The organism is Candidatus Krumholzibacteriia bacterium (genome assembly GCA_035649275.1).
GTDB lineage: Bacteria > Krumholzibacteriota > Krumholzibacteriia.
This window is the reverse complement of sequence record DASRJW010000101.1, coordinates 161,447-180,758: the sequence shown is the minus strand read 5'-3', so window position 1 is coordinate 180,758 and position 19,312 is coordinate 161,447. Positions and strand designations below refer to the sequence as shown.

The window sequence follows — 19,312 nt, the reverse complement described above, 5'->3', positions numbered from 1 at the left end:
CTCCGGCTCGCCCCCTCCCGGGGCGGGCCGCTTCCACCTGCATCCCCGCTTCAACACCGGTGGCCCTGCAGGGATTCCCGGAGGACTGCCCGTGGTCTGGCCTGGGGCCTAAGGGGTCACACGGTAGCAGGGCGCGGGCAGCGGAATCCAGCCGGTGCGGGGAGACGAGAGGACGAGGCGCGGTTCTGGGGGCGGGCGCGGGGTCTGGGGTCAGGCGGGAGCGCCCAGGTCAGGTGCGGGGGCGGAGGCGTACCACTTCCGGGAGACGGGCGGCGGCTTGCAACAGCCCGGTCGGCGGCGCGGGGGGCTTCAGCTCATGGTGCAGGCGCGCCGCGGGCGGGCCCTCCAGAGTCTCATGGGGTGTGATCGCTTCCTGGGGCCCGGTCCAAGCGAGGTCGAGGAGCGCCGCACCGGCCAGGGAAGCAGGTGCCTCGGCATGGCGCCAGAGTCCGAGCACTCCAGTCATGGCGCCGACGAAGACAGGGCCGCAAAACTCGTCGAAAACATCGCGCGAGGTGTCCTCGCAGACGTTGTGCCGGCCGAGGCGCAACGGATCGTCACCGGGCCGGTTCTCCCGCGGCTCGAGGGTGAAGGCGATCTCGACGCCGGCGTCGCGGGCCCAGCGCGTCACGTCCTCGTCGGTGGCGCCGGCGGGATAAGCGAAAGCGACCACCGGGGTCTCGGCACCGCCGGACACGCCTTGGAGACTCTCCTGCAGCTCGCGCCGCGCCTCGGCGGCGGACATGTGAATGAGCGTCGTGTGCGTGCGCCCGTGGGCGCCGACGCTCATGCCGGCAGCGCGCAGCTCGCGCACCTCGGTCCAGCTCAGAGCCTCCGACGCCTGTTTCGACAAACCGGAATCGGGCAGGAGGCGTTTCAGGAGAGCGCGGCGTTCCTGCACCGGGAGCCGCGCCACGAACTGCAGGGCTTGCTGCAGGCGCTCGCCCCAAGGCTTCGCCGCCTCCAGGATCGCTGCCAGCGGCGGCGGCAACAACGAGTGCAGCCGAGCCCGTTTCGCTTCACCCTTCTCCCAGTCGTGGCAGGCTTGCGCCAGCCGGTCGAACCAGAAGCTGCGGCGATCGCCCACGAAGCCGAGGCTGATGAAGAAGGCCGCCGGCACGCGCAGCTTGCGGAGGATCGGCAGGGCATGCTCGTAGTTGTCGCGATAGCCGTCATCGAAGGTGACGAGAGCCACGTGCCGGTGCACGCGCTTCTTCCCGGTCACGATCTCCTGGAATTCCTCCAGGGAAACGAAGCGGTAGAAGGGCCGGAGCGCCCGCAGTTGCTTGGCGAAAGTTTCGGTGGAGACGTAACGCTCCGGCATCTCCCAGTGCGACGCTCCCTCCGGCGGCGTGACCCGGTGATAGGCGAGGACGAGGAGCCGCGGGCGCTGGAAGAGCCGGAACAGGAAAAGAAGCCCGCTGCCCACGAGGAAGCCGGCCCAGAGCGTGGGAAGGAGTCGCTCCCAGCGTGTGCGGCGGGACTTCTTCGGCATCCTTGCCTCCGCGGCTCAAGCGTGCCGGTTGTGACGCTCGAGCAAATGCGCCCAGTACCGGTGCAGGAAGGTGAGCGCCACCGTGCGCGGCGCCTCGTCGGTGACGAACTCGACCGCCCCCTGGGTCCGCAACAGCCGCCGCAAGCCGTGATCGACCGCCTCGAACTCGGGGCGCTGGAGCTTCGGCTCCCGCGAGGCGGCGAGCTCGTAGGACGGCGACAAGTAGAGGATGCCGTCGGGCGCCGGGATGTGACGGCTGACGAAGTTGCGCCAGGCCTTGCCATGGGTGTAGGGCACGCGGCCGTGGCGGAAGGCGAGGTCGAAGATCCAGCCGTCGGAGACGACGAGCGGGCTCCGGCAGCGACCCACGTGCATGGCGTAACGCAAGCGGAGCGAAGCCAAGAGCAGCATATGGAAGGTGAAGGTGCGCACGCGATGGCTCGCGACGGCGAGGAGCAGGGGCAGCTTCTGCGGCGGCTTCGGGCCCAGCCACTGGAGCTCCGCTTCGCTGAGCTGCATCTGCCGACCCCGGCGTGCCGCGAGCAAGCGGCGCGGGTTGATGACCGGTGGGGCCAGGGCGTGGAGCAGTCGCCGGCCGAGGACGCCACCTTCCCAGCAGGACATGGAGACGTAGTGCGCCGCGAGCGGCGTCTTCGCCAGCTTCTCCTGGAGCGTACGCGCCAGCTCCGACTTGCCGGCGTGCGGCGGTCCCACCAGCGCCAGGACGACCGGATGCCGACGCAGGTGGAGATTCTCCCTCTTCCAGGCGCGCCAGGCACTGGCTGCGATTCCGGGCTGGCGCAGCACCGTGGCCCAGAGCTGCAGGCGGAAGCGCCGCCAGCGCCGCGGTTCGCGGAGCAAGGCGTCGAGCTCGGGAAGCGCCGCTTCCACCAGAGGCCGGAGGCCCAGGCGTTCGGTCTGCGCGGCGAGGCGCGCCGCATCCAAGCGATCCCGGCGCCAGCGCACCAGCTCGGCACGCTCGCCCTCGCTGCATTTCCGGCCGTCGAGCGCGGCGCCGAGCAACACCTGGAGGAAGAGGTCCTCTTGAGCGAGGCGCGGCGTCACCCCGCGCATCTCGCGCCGCGAGAGTGCCAGCGCCACATCCAGCACCGGCACGCCGCGCTGCACCAGGTCGCGGTGCAAGGTGACGGCGACAAAGCGATCCACCTCGAAGTTGAGGAACGTCCAGGCACCGGGCCGCGCCGGATCCGGGCGCATCTCGCGGCAACCGCTGCGCCGCAGCGCGGCGGCGGCGATCTCGATCTCCCCCGGTTCCACCAGGGCGTGGATGTGGTTCACCAGGTGGAGCGTCTCCACGTCCGCGTGGAGGAGAGCGAAGGCCACGCGGGACTCGCGCAGGCAACGCACTGCTTCGGCGGCGAACTGGCCCGCCACTGCCCGTTTCCCCGGCGCCGTGGCCGCCTCCGCCGCCCGTGCCACCTGGTGCATGCCGCCTTCGCTCATGGCTTTTCCCGCCTCCTCCCGGTCAGATTCGGCGCGCTCTGGAGCAGTTCCGGTGCAATTCCTGCCCGCCGTTCGGATTCCCTACGCCGGGTCCGTCCGGCAAACCGCTGTCGCTCCGAGCCTCGCCACGACGGTCGCGCCGCAGCGATCTGGACCGGAGCTAAGCATGCACGGGCTGCGCCAAATCCAGCGCTGCGGTAACGGCTTCCTCTGGAACGAAGCAGAGGCCAGACGGCGCTCTAGTCCTGGGCCACGAGCATGGCCCGACGGAGCTCGTCGGCGCGCGCGGAGAGACCGAGGAGTTCCAGAACGGCGAGAGAGAACTCGAGCGCCGTTCCCGGACCGCGGCTGGTGAGGATGGAGCCGTCGCGCACGACACGGCGGTGGTCGTCGTAGAGGGCGCCGCCGGCACGCAAGGCCTCGGCGACACTGGGATGGCTGGTGGCGGCACGGCCGCGAAGCCAGCCGGCGCCGGCGAGAAGACGCGGTGCGGCGCAGATGGCTGCGAGGGGCTGCCCCGACGCCGCACGGCGGGCGAGGAGTGCGGCGAGCGCCGCATCCTCGCCGAGATGGGTGACGCCGGGCTCGCCGCCCGGGAGCACGACGAGATCGAAGTCTTGCTCGGCGACGGTGGCGAGAGACGCCTCGGCGCGCACCGCGATGCCATGGGCACCCTCGACCAGGCCGGGGCCGCTCGCCGCCGCCAGCACCACCTGGACGCCGGCGCGGCGGAGCACGTCCACGATGCTGACCGCTTCGATCTCTTCGAATCCCGGTGCCAACGGCACGAGAACGCGTGGCATGGCCGACCTCGGTGGCTCAGACTTTCTTGTGACGCAGGTCGTCGGCTTTCTTCATCAGGTGGGCCAGGCTGGTCTTGTACATCTGGTAGATCTGCGGCTCGCCGCTCTTCTGCGCGTACATCTTGCCGCCCTCCGCCTCGACGAAGACGATGGTGTGCGAGCCGCTGTCGGTGTCGACCTGGAGCCGGAAGTCGGGCTTGGTGAAGTCCACCTTCGCCGCTTCTTCGGGGCCGACGAAGCTCACGGTGGACAGCTTGGACGCCCCGCGCAACACCTGCGCCATCGCCAGCGAATCCGCCGCCTCCGGGGCCGAGCCCGCCGCGGCCACGGTCCACACCGTGTCGCGCTTGGCCAGGGCCACTTGAGTCTTCTCCTTCGGATAGTCGAGCAGCAACCGCACGATGTCTGCCTGATCCAGCTCGAGAATGGCCTTGTCGCGCCAGTCGTCGAGCCGCTTGTTGAACTGGTAGGTGAGGATGCCGTCGGCCCGGTAGACGTCGTCGGCGCCTTCGCGGCGCACGTAGGTGTGGGAGAAATCCGGGCTCGACTTGCCGACGATGAGATCCAGGACGTTCTTGCCCCCCTCCTCCACCTGCACCCGCGTGCCCATGGAGTCCACCTGGAATTTGCTGCGGTTGGCCGGGTTGTTGGAGACCACGTCGACGAGGGCCAGCGAGTCGATCGCCTGCAGGGCGCCGCTCACCACCGTATCGCTGGCGCGGTAGTCCCCTGGCTTGGTGATCCTCCAGGCGCCGGCGACGCGCTCGATCTCGACCGGCGTCTCGCCGTGCTTGGCGATGCGGAGCTTGGTCACCCGATCGGCGGCGAGAGCGAGGGTCTGGGCCGGGGCCGACGCCACCACGCGGCCGTGCTGCAGGCGCTGGATGCCCCAGACCGCGAGCAACGCGACAAGCACGGCACCGAGAGTCACGAGTCTGCGCATGCTGCCTCCGTCGGCGTGCCCCGCCAAGAACCCCTAGACCTCGACGCGGCGCCGCCGTCGCAGCTGCCAGACGGCGATGCCGAGGACGATGACCAGGACAGGACTGCCGAGCATGTTGGCGTACTTGACGACGCGCTTCGTGGCCTCCGACACCGACTTGAGCGGCCGGTCGGTGACCTCCCGCGAGCGGATGCCGATGAGGTCCTCGTCCTGCACCAGCCAGTCGACGAGGTTCTGGAAGAAGAGGAGGTTGTCCCGGTCGTTGCCGCCCTTGTCGTCGACGAAGAACTCCCCGTCCCCCACCACCACGATGCGGTTCTCCGGCGATGTAGGCAGGGTGGGCTCATTGAGGGCTGGCGCCGCGCCGCTGTCCGCCGGCACCGGCTTGTCCTTGAAATAGCTGGTGAAGGGCCCATACACCGCCGCCGCCAGCACCTGCTGGCCGCGGCTGAAGTCCTCCGGCCTCCAGCGCGTGGTCGGGTTGATGTTGTAGGCCTGCTCCTGCACCCCGCTCTTGGGAGAGGAGAAGATGAGCGGCTCGCAGCGCAAACCATGGGCCCGCGCCACGCTGGTGTCGATGCTGCTGGCGTAGTAGACGCCGACGCGCTCCAGGTCCTTGACCATGACGTTGCCGCGGTTGAAGTCCCGGAGGTTGGGGATGAACGGGTAGGGCACCTGGCTCATCATGCGGAACATGCCCTCTTGCTGCGTGATCGTGAGCAGACCGGGATTCTGCATGTCGCCGACCAGGTTGTCGTTCACCCGCACGCCGTACGCCGCGAGCCAGTCGTCCAAGTCGAGCCGCACCGGCATGGCACGCTGGGTCTGCAGGTCCGCGTCCACCTTGTCGATCAGGAAAGCCACCTTGCCGCCGCGCATGATGAACTGGTCGATGGCGTACTTCTCCCACGGCGAGAAGGGCGAGCGCGGTGACGCCACCAAGAGCACCTGGACGTCGGCGGCCACGCGCTGGCCGCCGGCGAGCTCCACCGGGCGCAACTGGTACTGCTTCTGGAAGACCTGCTGCACCGTGTTCAGCTGCTGCAGGCCCGGTTCCTGGTGACCGCCGAGAAAGCCCACCACCGGCAGCTGTCCGGTGGGGTTGGTGAGCTTCTTGATCGTGGTGGTGATCTCGTACTCCAAGCCCACCGGGTTCTCCACCACCGGGATGGTCTCCTGCCGGTCCTGGTAGAGAAAGACGAGTCCCATGTACGCCCGCTTGGCGGCGAACTGGTCGTGCTCGACCACCTGCACCTGCACCGGCGGGATGCGGTGCTTCTGCGCTTCCTCTTCCAGCTTGGCGTCGCTGCCCGGATCGACGAACTCGAAGCGGAAGCGCCCCTTGCCGTAGGCGCGGTACTCCTCCAGCTTGTCCTGCACGTACTTGGCATTCGCGTTGTAAGGCGCCGGCAGGTTCTTGCTGAAGTACGCCTTGACCAAGAAGGTGTCGTCCAGCTGGCCGACGATGCGCTTGCTCGCCGCGTCCAGGCTGAAGATGTTGCCCTCGGTCAGGTCGATCCGGCCGAAGAAGTTCGACGACACCACGTTGGTGACGACGAGAATCGCCACCAGGAGCACCGCCGTGGCCACGCCGAACACCGAGCCTCTCTTGCCCTGCACGCGTTCCTCCCCCTACAGCCGGCGGTGCAGCGCCCGCGCCGAGAAGTAGAGACCGATGATGATCAAGCTGGCGTAGTACACCAGATCGCGGCTGTCGAGGACGCCGCGGGCGATGTTGTTGAAGTGGTATTCGGCGCTCAGGTACTCGAAGACGCTGGCCAGCGCCGTGGGCAGGAAGATGAGCACCTTGTCCACCAGGGACAGCACGAAGATGACCAGGAAGCTGACGATGAAGGCCACGATCTGGTTTTCCGTCAGGCTCGACGCCAGGATGCCGATGGCGAGGTAGCCCGCCCCCAAGAGGAGGAGGCCGATGTAGCCCGCGAAGGTGGCGCCATTGTCGGCTTTGCCGAGGACAGCGATGGTGAAGGCGTTGGTGGCGGTGAGCCCGATGGCGACGGCGAGCAGCACCAGGGACGCCAGGTACTTGCCCAGGATCACTTCGATGTCCGAGATCGGCATGGTGACCAGCAGCTCGAAGGTCCCGGTCTTTTTCTCTTCCGAGAGCAGGCGCATGGTGATGGCCGGCACCAAGAAGGTGAAGACGAAGGGGATGATGGTGAAGATGTTGCGCATGCTCGCCTGGCCCACCACGAACAAGCTGGTGGAGAAGAACCAGCCGCAGATTCCCAGGAAGACGCTGAGCACGATGTAAGCGACTGGGGAAGCGAAGTAGGAGCGGAGCTCCTTCTTCAGGATGGGCATCACGTTGGTCATGGACGCGCCGTCCGCCTCCTCGAGAGCGAAGCCTCGACCTCAGGTCGACAAGGTGAGCTCGCGGAAGACATCCTCGAAGCTCCGGGTTTCCCGCCGCATCTCCAGCAGGCTCCAGCCCTGTTCCACGGCGGTGCGGAAGATGCGCTCGCGCACGTCGCTGCCCCGGGCCGCCTCGATGCGGAGCCGCACCCGCCCGTTCTCCTTGGCGAGGACGTGCACCGCCTCTACCTGCGCCACCTGCTCCAGCGTGCGGCGCACGTCGCCGTCGGCCCGCACCTCGAGATAGAGCTGTTCCCGCCCCGAGGCCGAGAGCGACAGGTCTTCCTTGGAGCCGTCGAACTTGATCTTGCCGTGGTCGATGATCAGCACCCGATCGCAGAGGACCTCCACTTCCTGGAGGATGTGGGTGGAGAAGATCACCGTCTTTTGCCGGCCCAGCTCTTTGATCAGGTCGCGGATCTCGTGGATCTGGTTGGGATCGAGGCCGCGGGTGGGTTCGTCCAGGACCAGGATCTCCGGATCGTGCAGGATCGCTTGTGCCAGCCCGACGCGCTGCCGGTAGCCGCTGGAGAGCTGGCCCACGTTCTTCTGCACCACTTCGTCCAGACCACAGACGTCGACGGCGTGGCGCACCTTCTCCCGCACCTGGGCCTGCGGCACGCGCCGCACGGCGGCGATGAAGCGCAGGTAGTCGACGACGTTCATGTCCAGGTAGAGGGGGGCGCTCTCCGGCAGGTAGCCGATCTTGTGGCGTACTTCCAGGGAGCGCTCCACCACGTCCAGACCGTCCACCAGCACCCGGCCGCCGGTGGGCGGCAGGAAGCAGGTGATGACGCGCATGGTGGTGGTCTTGCCGGCGCCGTTGGGGCCGAGGAAGCCGAGGATCTCGCCGCTGCGCACGGTAAAGGAAACCGCGTCCACGGCGCGAGTCTCGCCGAAGGTTTTGGTCAGCTCCTGGACTTCGATCATCGGCAACAGCTCCCCTCGCGAGCCTCGAACACGCCGCTGCCGCGCGCGGTTCCCAATCGACGTGGAGGAGACATGGCCCTGAGACTCCAGGACCCACTGGAATGCGGAGCCAGCCGGGCAGATTAGGACAGGGCGGGGCGCAGGGCAAGCCCCCCTCCTGCGGCGCGGCACCGTGGTCGTGCCGCCGGCGTCGCGCCGCCGGGCTGTCGCGCCGTCGCGCCCCGCGCCCTTCCAGGCGGGGTCGGGCCGCGGCATTGACAGGCCTGGAAGGAGCGACCTAGATTGCCCGTCCGAGCGGTGGGAGCGGAGGGGATGGATGGCGGGGATGACGTGGGGTGGCGAGGCCGAAGGCCGCCTGGCACCGCCGGCGGCGGCGCACCTGGTGGCGGCACTGTGCCGTCACGATCCGATCACCGGCTCCCACCTGCAGCGCCTGCCGGTGTACACCGAGATCCTCGCCCAGCAGCTCGCCGCGCACCCGCGTCACCGCCTGGCGCTCCAAGACCTTCTGGAATGGCTGCCCCTGGCGAGCACCCTGCACGACGTGGGCAAGCTGCGCGTCCCCCAGCGTCTGCTGCGCAAGCCCGGTCCGCTCACGACGGAAGAATTCGCCCTCATGAAGCGCCACACCACGCAAGGGGGGCGGACGCTGCAGGAACTCTGCTGGCGCGATCCGCAAGATCCCTGGCTGCGCCTGGGCTGCGACATCGCGCTGCACCATCATGAACGCTGGGACGGCAGCGGCTATCCCTTCGGCCTGCACGCCCAGGCGATCCCGCTGGCGGCGCGCATCGTCGCCCTCGCCGATGTGTACGACGCTCTCACTTCGGAGCGGCCGTACAAGCCTGCCTACGACCATGCGCTGGCGCGCAAGCTCATCCTCGGGCAAGCGGGGGCGCACTTCGACCCCGATCTGGTCGAAGCCTTCATGAGCTGTGAAGCCGCGTTCCTGCAGGCGTCGCGACAGGCGGTGCGCGAGGCAACGCCCGCCACACCCGCGCCGGCGCCCTGAAAACACTGCTCCCTGAAAGCAGAAGAATCCCGGCACGACGCGCCACGCCAGGATGCGACGAGGCATGGCGCATCGTCCGGGATCGGTCACGAGGGACGACCGCACGCCGTCGAGCAATGTTTCTGCCAGCGTTCGTGGGTCTGGACGCGTGGGCGTGGCGACGTCGCCGGGGCGCGAACGGCGCTTCGATCGGTGGCAAGCGGAAGAAGCGAACGGCGTCTCAGGCGGTGGCGAATTCGACCGGCACGGGGGCGGGGACGAGACCGGCCGCATGGCCGCGGCGCAAGAACTCCTGCAAGCCGGCGCGGCCACGCTCCCCCAGGTCGCGGGTGAGATCGTTCACGTACATGCCGATGAAACGATCGGCGAGGGCCCGATCGAGGCCGCGGCCGTAGCGGAGCGCGTACGCCACCGCCGGCTCGCGATGGCGCAGACCATAGTCGATGCTGCGGCCGAGGACGCGCACGATCTTCTGCACCACCGGCTCCGACAGATCCCGGCGCACCGCGTTGACGCCGAGGGGAAGCGGCAAGCCGCCGGTCGTCTCCTGCCACCAGGCGCCGAGATCGAGCACCTTGTTGAGATCGTGGCCGGCGTAGGTGAGCTGTCCCTCGTGGATCAGCAGACCGGCGTCCGCCTCGCCGGCCTGAACGAACTCCATGATGCGATCGAACGGCACCTGCACGTGCTGGAAGTAACCGAGGGCGAGCCGAGCCGCCAGGAAAGCCGAGGTGCGCGTGCCCGGCACGGCGATCCGCGCCTCCTTCAGGTCCTCCACACGCATGGGCCGGCGCGAGACGAGGAGCGGGCCGTAACCGTCCCCCATGCTGGCGCCGTGTGGCAGGAGCAGGTAGCGATCGTGGAGGAAAGCGTAAGCGTGGGCCGAGAGCGCGGTGATCTCGAGCTCGCCCTTCTCGGCCCGGCGATTCAGGGTTTCGATGTCCTGGAGGACGTGCTCGAACTCCAGGCCCTCGCGCTCCACGAGGCCCTCGGCAAGGGCGTAGAACATGAAAGCGTCGTCGGGGTCGGGGCTGTGTCCGAGTCGCAGCAGCACGCTCTTGCTCCTCGCGGCCTCGCGGTCCGGCGCACTATAGACGTCGCGACGACAGCCGTCCAGCGGTGCTGGGCGGGCGTGGCTGACCTCGCCCGCGGTCCTGCCGGCACGGTGGATGTACGGCACCTCGACGACCTTCCTCTCACCCGGGGCTGAGGCGCAGGCCGTTGAAGGCATGACACAAGCCGGAGACGAGGCTCTCGTAGGTGTCGCGGTCGGGCTCGACGGCGCCGAAGTCCAGCCGGGCGCTCGCTTGGATCTCGGTGCACAGGCGTTGCCGGGCGCCGTCGACGCGCTGGCGCTCCTCGCGGCTCCACTCGTACAAGTGGAACTGGTCCACCAGACCGACGATCTCCAGGCTGTGGCCGAGGAATTTGAGGCGCTGGTCCAAGGCCGAAACCGCAGCTCTCTCCTCGCCGATCCGCGGCACGTTCAGTTTCTCCACCTGCTCGATGACACCCATGTCGTAGACGAAGCGCCGGCCCAGGGTGCGCATGTGGGTGGCGAAGTCGGTACGGCGCGCCGCGTTCGTGTAGCCCGAGGAGAGCGCCGCCGCCAGCGCATAGAGCATGTGCAAACCACCGCAGGCCCGGGTGAAGGCAGGGCAGTCCCGCGGCAGCTCGGCTTGGGAGAGATCGACCTCGCGGACGAGGGCGGTGTCGGCGAGGAGCGCCGTGGAGGTGTCGTCGTAGAGTCGCTCGAGGTCGAAGCCGCGGCCATGCGCGTTCACCCACCGCGCCGCAGCAGGCGGCGTCACCCGCGCCAGAGCCATGAGCGTCCAGGAGTGATCGTCCACCGGCCCGGGAGCGGGATAGGCCGAGAGCGCTCGAGTGCTGGCGACGAAAGCGCGGAAGTCGTAGCTGCGGCCCTCGTGGGTGAAGCCGAGATCGGGCTCGCACTGGCGCTCGATGAGCGTCTTCAACATGGCGTGCCCGTGGCCCTCGTCGTGCACCGGCACTTCCAGGAAGAGCTTCCCGCCGAGGGCGGTCTCCCGGGTGTACTGTTGCAGCAGCACCTGATAGGCGTCGCCGCCGAGGGGGAGCTCGCGCCCGAGAGCGCGGACGCCGTGGATGACGAGGTTGGAGCGCGAGAGAGCGGTGCAGTGAGCGAGGATGTGCCGGCGCGCCACGGCGAGCGCCGGCAACACCGGGCTCCTCGCCGAGGAAGGCTCGCTCCAATGGAGAGGGAGGCCGGGGCCGTAGTGCAGTTGCCAGGCGATGTCGGCGCTGGATACCGCCGTTCCCGCGGTCGGTGCCGCTCCCCCACCCGCAGCGCCTGCGGCCGGTACCGCTCCCCCGCCCCCAGATCCCGAGGCCGGTGCCGTTCCCCCTCCAGCAGCCGAGCGGGCGAGACGTCGTCGTTGCCCGAACCAGAGAGCCGACGACAGAGCGGACACGAGGGCCACGAGAACGACGAGGAAACGGCGCCGGCTGAGGGGCGATCCGCTCGGTGCCTCCTTGTCCTTCTTCTTCACGCCGCCGTCTCGATCTTTTCGATCCGGATGTGTACCGGATGGCCGTTCAGGTCCACCGGCGCGCCGTCCGCTTGCGGGAGCGCTAGCAATTCGAGCGCCTGGGTCTCGACGCGGATGCCGTCGCCGTGGACCGCCACCGCCCGGCCCACCTCCGGGGCTGCACTGTGGTAGAGAATGCGGATGCGCTCGGTGACCTGCAGGCCCGCTTCCTTGCGCAGCCCCTGCACGCGGTTGACGAACTCCCGGGCCAAACCCTCCTCGAGCAGCTCCGGGGTCAGCTCCTTGTCCAGCGCCACCGTGAGCGATCCCGAACATTCGACGAAGAGCCCGCTCTTCTCGTGGCGTTCGATGGCCACGTCCTCGGGCCCCAGGGTCACCTCCACGCCGTCCACCACGACGGTGGTGGAGCGGCCGCTCTCCAAGGCCAGCACCTCGGCGAGCGGCAGGGCCGCGATGGCACGGGCCGCTTTCTGCACCTCCTTGCCCAGGCGCGGGCCGAGGCTCTTGAAGTTGGCTTTCACCACGAAATCCACCAGCTCCGCCTCGCGTTCGTCGAAGTGCACTGCTTTGACGTTCAGCTCGTCGCGGATCTGCTCGGCGAACTCCTCCAGAGTGCGCCGGGCCCAGGGATCCCGGGTGACCAGGTGGATGGCCCGCAACGGCTGGCGCACCTTGAGACCGTGACTGGTGCGCAACGCCCGCCCCATGGAAACGGCGCGGATGACGAGATCCATGCGCTGGTCGAGGTCCTCGTCCTCCTCCGCCGGCCGGGCTTCCGGCCAGTCGCGCAGGTGCACGCTGTCCGCCACCGCGGCCCCGCGCGCCAGCAGCGGCCCCACCAGGTTGCGGTACATGGCATCGGCGATGAACGGTGTGTACGGCGCCAGCACGTGACAGGTGTGCAGGAGCACGGCGTACAACGTTTCATAGGCTTGGAGCTTGTCCTCGTCGTTCTCGGACTTCCAGAAGCGCCGGCGACTGCGCCGGATGTACCAGTTGGTGAGCTCGTCCACGAACTGCACGATCGGATCGATGGCGCGCTGCAGCTCGTACTCCTCCATGGCCGCCGTCGCCTGGCGCAGCAGGCGCTCCGAGGCCGACAGGATCCAGCGGTCCAGCTGGTGGCGTCGCGACGACGCCGCCGGCCGCTCGAGGCTGGCGGGCTCCCAGCCGTCCACGTTGGCGTAGGTGACGAAGAAGCTGTAGGCGTTCCAGAGCGGCAGAAGGATGGTGCGCAGCACCTCGCGCACGCCGTCCTCGCTGAAGCGCAGGTTCTCGCCGCGCACCACCGCGGAATTCATGAGATAGAGGCGCAAGGCGTCGGCGCCGTAGAGGTCGATGACGGCGTCGGGTTCCGGGTAGTTCTTCAGGCGCTTGCTCATCTTCTTGCCGTCGGCGGCGAGCACCAGACCGTTGACGACGACGTGCTCGAAGGCCGGCTGATCGAACAACGCCGTGGAGAGCACGAGCAGCGTGTAGAACCAGCCGCGCGTCTGGTCGAGCCCCTCGGCGATGAACTGCGCCGGGAAGTTGGCTTCGAAGCGCTCCTTGTTCTCGAAGGGGTAGTGGTTCTGGGCGTACGGCATGGAGCCGCTCTCGAACCAGCAGTCCAGCACCTCCGGGATGCGGCGGCACACACCACCGCACTCGGCGCAGGGCACGGTCACGGCATCGACAAAGTGCTTGTGCAGATCCGTGAGCCGCTGTCCCGAGAGTTTCTCCAGCTCCGCTCGGCTCCCCAGGCACAGATCGGCGCCGCAGCCCTCGCAACGCCACACCGGCAGCGGCGTTCCCCAGTAGCGGTTGCGCGAGATGGCCCAGTCGCGGGCGTTGGCCAGCCACTGGCCGAAGCGGCCGTCGCGCAGATGCTCGGGCACCCAGTGGATGCGGGCGTTGCAGGCGAGCATGCGCTCCTTGATGGTGTCGATGCGCACGAACCAGGTGGTGATGGCCCGGTAGATGAGGACCGAGTCGCAGCGATAGCAGTGCGGATAGCTGTGCTGGAGCGTGGTCCGATGCAGCAGGCGTTTCTCGTCCCGCAGCCGGCGCATGATGTCGGCGTCGGCGTCCTTCACGAACTTGCCAGCGTAGTCCGGGACTTCCGCAGTGAACCGCCCCTCTGCATCCACCGGGCAGACAACCGGGATGCCGTGCTTTTGCCCCAGAGCGTAGTCGTCCTCGCCGAAACCCGGCGCCACGTGCACGATGCCCGTGCCTTCGGCGGTGGAGACGAAGTCGCCGAGACGGACGCGGAAGGCGCCCTGCGCCGCGAGCGCGGTGAAATAGGGAAAGAGCGGCTCGTATTCCAAACCGTCGAGAGCCTGGCCCGGGAAGGTGGCGCGTACCTCGAGGCTCGCCGGATCCTTCCAGTGCGCCGCCACGCGCTCCGCGGCGAGGATGTACTCCTGCTCCCCATCGCGGACGCGGACGTACGGGATGTCCGCCCCCACCGCCAAGCCCAAGTTGCTCGGTAACGTCCAGGGCGTCGTCGTCCAGGCCAGGAAGGAGAGCGGTTTCTCCGCTCCGAGCGCCGACGCCGCCGCCGCGCTGGCGCGGAAGCGCACCGTGATGGCCGGATCCTGCACGTCTTCGTAGCCCTGGGCGGTCTCGAAGTTGGAGAGCGGCGTGGCGCAGCGCGGGCAGTAGGGCATGACCTTGAAGCCCTGGTAGATCAGGCCCTGCTCCCAGAGACGTTGGAAGGCCCACCAGATGGACTCCATGTAGTCCGGGTCCATCGTCTTGTAGTCGTTGTCGAAGTCCACCCAGCGCCCCATGCGCCGCACGGTCTTCCGCCACTCGCCGACGTAGCGCAGCACGATGCTCCGGCAGGCCTCGTTGAAGCGGGCGATGCCGTAGCTCTCGATGTCGCGCCGGGAGCGGAGCTCGAGCTCCTTTTCCATCTCGTATTCCACCGGCAAGCCGTGGCAATCCCAGCCGAAGCGGCGCTCGACGATGGCGCCCCGCATGCTGCGGTAGCGCGGTACCACGTCCTTGATGGTGCCGGCGAGCAGGTGCCCGTAGTGGGGCAAGCCGGTGGCGAAGGGCGGGCCGTCGTAGAAAACGTACTCCGGTCCCCCGGCGCGCTGCTCGATCGAGCGCTGGAAGGTGCGTTCGCGCTCCCAGGCCTGGTTGATCTCTTCTTCCAGGGCAGCGAACTCGACCTTGCTCGTGACTTTGCGGAAAGGCATGACGCTTCCTCGGCCCGGCGTGGCGGTACAAGGTCCGGGCGCCATCATAGCCTGGGCCCGAGTGGAGCTGCCACTCCGAGCCCCGGCCTCGGGGGTGCTGCGACTCCTGGAGGCTCGCGTCGCGGACTACGCCAGGTACTGGCGGTCGCGAATCTTCTGCGGCAGATACTCCTCGGAGATGAAGGAGATGCCCTTGGAGGACAAGGCTTCGAGCTCGAGCTTGACGCCGACCTTCAGCATCTTGTGCAGCTCCTTTTGCCATTCCTTGCGCTCGAACCAGGGGTAGGCGAGCATCTGCTTGGCCCGGCGCTCGTCGATGTCATCGAGCTTGATCTTGACGTTGTCCGACAGGCCGTAACGCTCGGCGTCGAAGGAGGAGAGGCCGACGAAGCGCGCCTGGGGCACGGCCATGCGCAAGCTCTCGTAGGCCAAGTTGATGGAACCCTGCTTCACCACCGAATAGATGTAGAAACCCCAGGGGTCGTTGTCCACCAGCACGTAGAGGGGCAGCTTCAACTCCTGCACCATGCGGTGGCAGAGCCGCCGCACCCCCCGCGGCGCCATGCCGTTGCCGTGCACGATGATGGCGTTGTGCTTCTTCCAGAAACGGTCCTCGTTCAGACGCCGCCAAACGGCATCCTTCTCCACCAGCACGATCATCGCTGCGTCGCTCTTCTTGAACTGGATGACGTTGGCCTCGACGATGGAGGGCACGCTCCAGCCGCCGCTGCCCAGGCGCCGCAGGTCGATGGTGTCGCCGGAGTCCACGATGGTGAGGGGGCCCACCATGGAACCACGGTTGGAGGCGAAGAGGTGCATCTCCTCCCGCAGCGAGTCCATGGTGACCTCCAGGTCCTCGATGATGGGATCCGATTCCTCCTGCTCCTCGAAGGTGTTCTGCCGGCTGTCGGGGATGGTGTGCTTGGTGATGTAGTAGAGATCGCGGATGCTGGTGGTCTTGCCCACGTCCACCAGGTCCTTGCACGCCGACGCCACCAGCATCGTCTGCATGTATTTGCGTGCCTGGGCGACATTGAAGAGGGCGCGGCTCTGGGTCTCGTCCCCGAGCTCGATGATGGACTTCTTGGGGTCGAACTTGACGTTCGCCAGAGTGCGCAGCGGGATCTCCACGTTCGGGTTCTTGCCGGCGTGGATCTGCCGCACCGCCTCCTCGCCGAGCTGCACCAGCTTCTGGGCCACCCCGGCGGCGCCGTCGCGCTTCTTCGTCGTTTTCCGCCGCGCGCTCATCCGTTCTCCTCCAGTCCGAGCCGCAGTTGCGCTTGCTCGTCGTCGTCGTCCCTCGGTTCCGCCGGGCTCTCCACCCGCACCCGCCGCGACGGGGCGACGTACGCTGTCGCCGCCTCGCCGGCGTCGCCGGTGTGCTGGCGGGCGAGCTCGAGGAGCTTGGCCTGCAGCTTTTTGCGGTCCGTCTGGGTGAGCTTGCCGAGAGACTCCACCAGCTCACCGATGTACATCTCGAAGATGCTGCGGCGCCGCTCCTCGCGGCGCGCGTGCTCGCGCCGGCGGAGGTAGGTGCCGAGCTTGCGGCCGCACTCCAGGAGCGCCAGGCGGATCTCCTTCACGATCTCCGGGTAATGGGCCACCGCTTCCTTCGACTCGCTGGTGAACGGCACCCACACCGAAGCCAGGTGCACGAGGAGCACCATCGGGCCCTGGGGCAGCGACGCCTTGGGCTGCGACAGGCCGTACTGCCGCCAGTTCGTTTCCACCGCGGCGCGGAAGATGGCGCACGACGATTGCTGATACTGGAGCGGGGCGCGGTTGGCGAGACGGAGCAAGGTGATCGGCCCCTGCTGCGCGTCCTCCGCCCGTGCCGTCGCCAGCGGTTCGCTGTCGTCGTCGCTCACCTGGCGGAGATCGCCGCCGTAGGCGAGCCCCGCCTCGACGATGAACGGGTTGCCGCGGTAGACCGCCGGCGGGCGGGTGGAGGAGCAGGTGAACTCGGCGCGGATCTCCCGCTCCAGGCCGCGCTGGATCAAGGCTTCGCCGATGGGCACGACACTGGTCGCAGGCGGCGCCAGGATCTTCACCTTGGGGATGGAGCGGTGCAGCAGCTCCACCTCGCCGGGCTTGAGCTCGTGCGGGCGGCGGTTGGGGGCGAGGCCGGCGAGCCCGAGGATCTCGCTCGCCACCTTGGGGGAGACACGGGAGAACTCGCTCTGCAGCGCCGCCGACAGGGTGCGCGCCTTGGTGTCCTTCAGGAGCTGCTGCAGGACTCCCAGCTCGACGCCGTAAGGATGGGGCTGGATCTCTTGCGGCTCCGGCGGCAGCTCGGCGCTCAGGCGCTCGAAATGCACCTCGGGCCGGTCGCGCGGCGGGGAGTAGAAGATCTCGGCGTGCGGATTGGCGAGGGCCACCTGCTCCAGATACTCGTCCACCGAGCGCCTGCCGCCCTTGTAGCTCCCCTGCAGCTCGATTTCGAGACGCGTGCCGTGGTCGGGCTCCCATTCCAGGGTGTCGTCCTTGACCACGACGGGAGCGTTCTTGGTGGTGTCGATGACGATCTCGAAGTGGTGCGCCGGCTTTCCCTTCCCGGTCTTCGAGGTGATCACCACCGGTTTCCCCGTGGTCAGCTGTCCGTACATGCCCGCCGCGGAGATGCCGATGCCCTGCTGGCCGCGGGACATCTTCAGGCGATGGAACTTGGAGCCGTAGAGCAGCTTGCCGAAGATCTTGGGGACCTGGGCCTTGACGATTCCGGGGCCGTTGTCCTGCACCATGACGCGGTAGCGATCCTCGCTGATCTCGACCAGCTGCACCCGCACCGTCGGCAGGATCCCGGCCTCTTCGGCGGCGTCCAGGCTGTTGTCCACCGCTTCCTTCACCGTGGTGAGGAGCCCCCGCGCCGGACTGTCGAAGCCAAGGAGATGGCGGTTCTTGGTGAAGAACTCGCTCACCGAGATCTCGCGCTGCCGCGAGGCCAAGGTCTCCGCCGAGGCGCGTCTGCCTGCCGCCTGGCTCTTTGCCGTGCGCGCCTCGCGCCGGTTGCGCGGCTTGGCGGTCGAGGCCTGGGCGCCGGAGGATTCCGGCTTTTCACGACTCGAGCTCACCCGCGCCGGTTTCTCCGTCGCGGGCATCGCCGGTTCCTCCCGCCGGCTCTTCCTTGGCACCGCCTTCGCCGTCGCTCCTTCTGGCCGTTTCTTCGGCCGCACCGCCCTTGCCGCCGCTTCCCGCCGCTTTTTCTTCGCCATGGGCTTCGCCGCTGCTCCTTCGGGCCGCTTCTTCTCCCGCACCGGTTTCTCCCGTCCCGCTTTTCCTGACCCAGGCTTCTTGGGCGTCGTGCTCGCCGCCCCTCGCTCCGGCGCGGCAGTATGGAGGCGCCGGGCGCTCTCCTCCCCGGCGTCCGTCCCAAAGACCACCGGGGCGCCGGTGGATTTCTTGATGCGAACCGTCACCGGCGCTGATCCTCCCGTGGACAGCGTGCATCCTTCCCGTTGCCAGCGAAGGCAAAGTCTCCCTACATTACGACATGCCCTCGCCGCGGCGGCAAGTGGAGTCGCCACGGGTCGCACGGGGCCTGGAGAATCGCATGCACCGCGCCATCGTGCTCGCATGGCTCGCCGTCTCGCTCCCGGCTCTGGGGTGCGCCAACAGCACGCCGCCCTCGGCGCACGCCGAGGCGCTTCTGGTGCGGCTCCTGCAGCGCAACCAGGTCGCGGTGGTGAGCCTGCCCGAGACGCTGCTCGCCGCACGCCAGACTGCGTGGCGGACGCTCCCGGTGGGTGAGCGCGTCGCCCGCTGGGCCGAGCTCTTCCTGGAGCGCGGCCAGACCACCTATGTCTTCGGTCTCAAGCCCGGCGGCTACGTCGCCGACAGCCTCCTGGTCCAGGATTTCAAGCAGGACTGTGTGCTCTTTTGCTACCGCTGCGCCGAGCTGGCGCAGAGCGACACGCCGCGGGACGCAGTGCTCTGGGCGCTCCGCACGCGCTTCGCCGGGGCCCCGCCGGAGTCCGTCGTCTCCCCGAGCGGCGGCGTCGACTACCAGAACCCGGCGCACCTGGACGATTCCCTGGACATGGTGCGCTCGGGCCACTGGGGACACGACGTCACCGAAGAGGTGGGCGTCGCGGTGCGCGACAAGGCGGGAACGACGCGCTACCCTCCAGGTTCGTTCAGCTACATCCCGAGCGGGCAGCTACGACTGGAGCGCCTGGAGGACGGCGACTTCCTCTACTTCGTCGCCGACGAGAACCAGCCCCGTGGCCGCAAGCTGCGGCAGGAGGCGGGCACGCCCATCGGGCACCAAGGCATCGTCCGCCGCCGCGGCGATACGGTGTACGTCATCCACGCCGCCATCTCCGCTCTGCCCGGAGAGTACGAAGGCAACCGTGTGGTCCGCGTGCCCTTGACCACCTACCTGCGCCGCATCGAGAGCTGGAAGGGCGTCATCGTCACCCGACTCGGCAGCCCTGCGGCAGCGCCGCGCTGAGCCGTCCCGCGCTCGGAGCGCCCTGGTGGGATCGGCCACGGGAACCTCTCTGGAGGTCATTCTCTGCCTTTTTTGTTTTGACACCGCCTGGCGGCGCGCCTACAGTTCCGGCGGTTCGCAAGT

Annotated in this window: 14 protein-coding genes; 2 read left to right on the top strand and 12 right to left on the bottom strand. The window is 68.3% G+C overall.

What is annotated here, in order from left to right; genetic code table 11:
- Nucleotides 1–229 precede the first annotated feature (229 nt).
- The 7 genes from VFE28_10670 to VFE28_10640 form a co-directional block, all read right to left on the bottom strand.
- On the bottom strand, nt 230–1,495 hold the full coding sequence (locus VFE28_10670) for a polysaccharide deacetylase family protein (protein HZM16459.1): 1,266 nt from the start codon (nt 1,493–1,495) through the stop codon (nt 230–232).
- A gap of 15 nt (nt 1,496–1,510) precedes the next feature.
- Nucleotides 1,511–2,959, bottom strand: coding sequence for a hypothetical protein (locus VFE28_10665; protein ID HZM16458.1), 1,449 nt, complete (start codon nt 2,957–2,959; stop codon nt 1,511–1,513).
- A gap of 239 nt (nt 2,960–3,198) precedes the next feature.
- On the bottom strand, nt 3,199–3,762 hold the full coding sequence (locus VFE28_10660; protein HZM16457.1) for a DJ-1 family glyoxalase III: 564 nt from the start codon (nt 3,760–3,762) through the stop codon (nt 3,199–3,201).
- Between the two features lie 16 nt (nt 3,763–3,778).
- Nucleotides 3,779–4,705 carry a DUF4340 domain-containing protein gene (locus tag VFE28_10655; GenBank protein HZM16456.1) on the bottom strand — a complete coding sequence of 309 codons (927 nt, stop codon included), beginning with the start codon at nt 4,703–4,705 and terminating at the stop codon, nt 3,779–3,781.
- 33 nt (nt 4,706–4,738) lie between these two features.
- Nucleotides 4,739–6,325 (bottom strand): Gldg family protein, encoded by a 1,587-nt coding sequence (locus VFE28_10650; protein ID HZM16455.1) that lies wholly within the window; start codon nt 6,323–6,325, stop codon nt 4,739–4,741.
- Nucleotides 6,326–6,337: 12 nt separating this feature from the next.
- Nucleotides 6,338–7,042: an ABC transporter permease gene (locus tag VFE28_10645; protein ID HZM16454.1), complete on the bottom strand. Its 705-nt coding sequence runs from the start codon at nt 7,040–7,042 to the stop codon at nt 6,338–6,340.
- 39 nt (nt 7,043–7,081) lie between these two features.
- Entirely contained in the window at nt 7,082–8,011 is a 930-nt protein-coding gene (locus tag VFE28_10640; protein ID HZM16453.1) for an ATP-binding cassette domain-containing protein, read from the bottom strand.
- A 316-nt stretch (nt 8,012–8,327) separates the two neighbouring features.
- On the opposite strand from VFE28_10640, the gene VFE28_10635 reads away from it, so the two are divergent.
- Nucleotides 8,328–9,023 (top strand): HD-GYP domain-containing protein, encoded by a 696-nt coding sequence (locus VFE28_10635; GenBank protein ID HZM16452.1) that lies wholly within the window; start codon nt 8,328–8,330, stop codon nt 9,021–9,023.
- 220 nt (nt 9,024–9,243) lie between these two features.
- On the opposite strand, the gene VFE28_10630 is transcribed toward VFE28_10635, so the two are convergent.
- The 5 genes from VFE28_10630 to VFE28_10610 all read right to left on the bottom strand — a co-directional run bounded on the left by VFE28_10630 (nt 9,244) and on the right by VFE28_10610 (nt 18,155).
- Nucleotides 9,244–10,203, bottom strand: a complete 960-nt coding sequence (locus VFE28_10630; protein HZM16451.1) for an MqnA/MqnD/SBP family protein — start codon at nt 10,201–10,203, stop codon at nt 9,244–9,246.
- Nucleotides 10,204–10,219: 16 nt separating this feature from the next.
- Complete coding sequence (locus tag VFE28_10625) at nt 10,220–11,221, bottom strand: hypothetical protein (GenBank protein HZM16450.1); 1,002 nt, start codon at nt 11,219–11,221, stop codon at nt 10,220–10,222.
- 326 nt (nt 11,222–11,547) lie between these two features.
- On the bottom strand, nt 11,548–14,739 hold the full coding sequence (gene ileS / locus VFE28_10620; GenBank protein HZM16449.1) for an isoleucine--tRNA ligase: 3,192 nt from the start codon (nt 14,737–14,739) through the stop codon (nt 11,548–11,550).
- Nucleotides 14,740–14,865: 126 nt separating this feature from the next.
- Entirely contained in the window at nt 14,866–15,987 is a 1,122-nt protein-coding gene (locus VFE28_10615; GenBank protein HZM16448.1) for a DNA topoisomerase IV subunit A, read from the bottom strand.
- Complete coding sequence (locus VFE28_10610) at nt 15,984–18,155, bottom strand: DNA topoisomerase VI subunit B (GenBank protein ID HZM16447.1); 2,172 nt, start codon at nt 18,153–18,155, stop codon at nt 15,984–15,986. Before VFE28_10610 ends, VFE28_10615 begins: the two co-directional genes overlap by 4 nt.
- Before the next feature lie 134 nt (nt 18,156–18,289).
- Here VFE28_10610 and VFE28_10605 point away from each other — a divergent pair, with 134 nt between their 5' ends.
- Entirely contained in the window at nt 18,290–19,189 is a 900-nt protein-coding gene (locus VFE28_10605; GenBank protein HZM16446.1) for a hypothetical protein, read from the top strand.
- The last annotated feature ends 123 nt before the right edge of the window (nt 19,190–19,312 follow it).

Excerpts from the sequence above, each read along its gene's own strand:
- VFE28_10670 (HZM16459.1), bottom strand. The coding sequence starts at position 1,495 with ATGCCGAAGAAGTCCCGCCGCACACGCTGGGAGCGACTCCTTCCCACG.
- VFE28_10665 (HZM16458.1), bottom strand. The coding sequence starts at position 2,959 with ATGAGCGAAGGCGGCATGCACCAGGTGGCACGGGCGGCGGAGGCGGCC.
- VFE28_10660 (HZM16457.1), bottom strand. The coding sequence starts at position 3,762 with ATGCCACGCGTTCTCGTGCCGTTGGCACCGGGATTCGAAGAGATCGAA.
- VFE28_10655 (HZM16456.1), bottom strand. The coding sequence starts at position 4,705 with ATGCGCAGACTCGTGACTCTCGGTGCCGTGCTTGTCGCGTTGCTCGCG.
- VFE28_10645 (HZM16454.1), bottom strand. The coding sequence starts at position 7,042 with ATGACCAACGTGATGCCCATCCTGAAGAAGGAGCTCCGCTCCTACTTC.
- VFE28_10640 (HZM16453.1), bottom strand. The coding sequence starts at position 8,011 with ATGATCGAAGTCCAGGAGCTGACCAAAACCTTCGGCGAGACTCGCGCC.
- VFE28_10635 (HZM16452.1), top strand. The coding sequence starts at position 8,328 with ATGGCGGGGATGACGTGGGGTGGCGAGGCCGAAGGCCGCCTGGCACCG.
- ileS (HZM16449.1), bottom strand. The coding sequence starts at position 14,739 with ATGCCTTTCCGCAAAGTCACGAGCAAGGTCGAGTTCGCTGCCCTGGAA.
- VFE28_10615 (HZM16448.1), bottom strand. The coding sequence starts at position 15,987 with ATGAGCGCGCGGCGGAAAACGACGAAGAAGCGCGACGGCGCCGCCGGG.
- VFE28_10605 (HZM16446.1), top strand. The coding sequence starts at position 18,290 with ATGCACCGCGCCATCGTGCTCGCATGGCTCGCCGTCTCGCTCCCGGCT.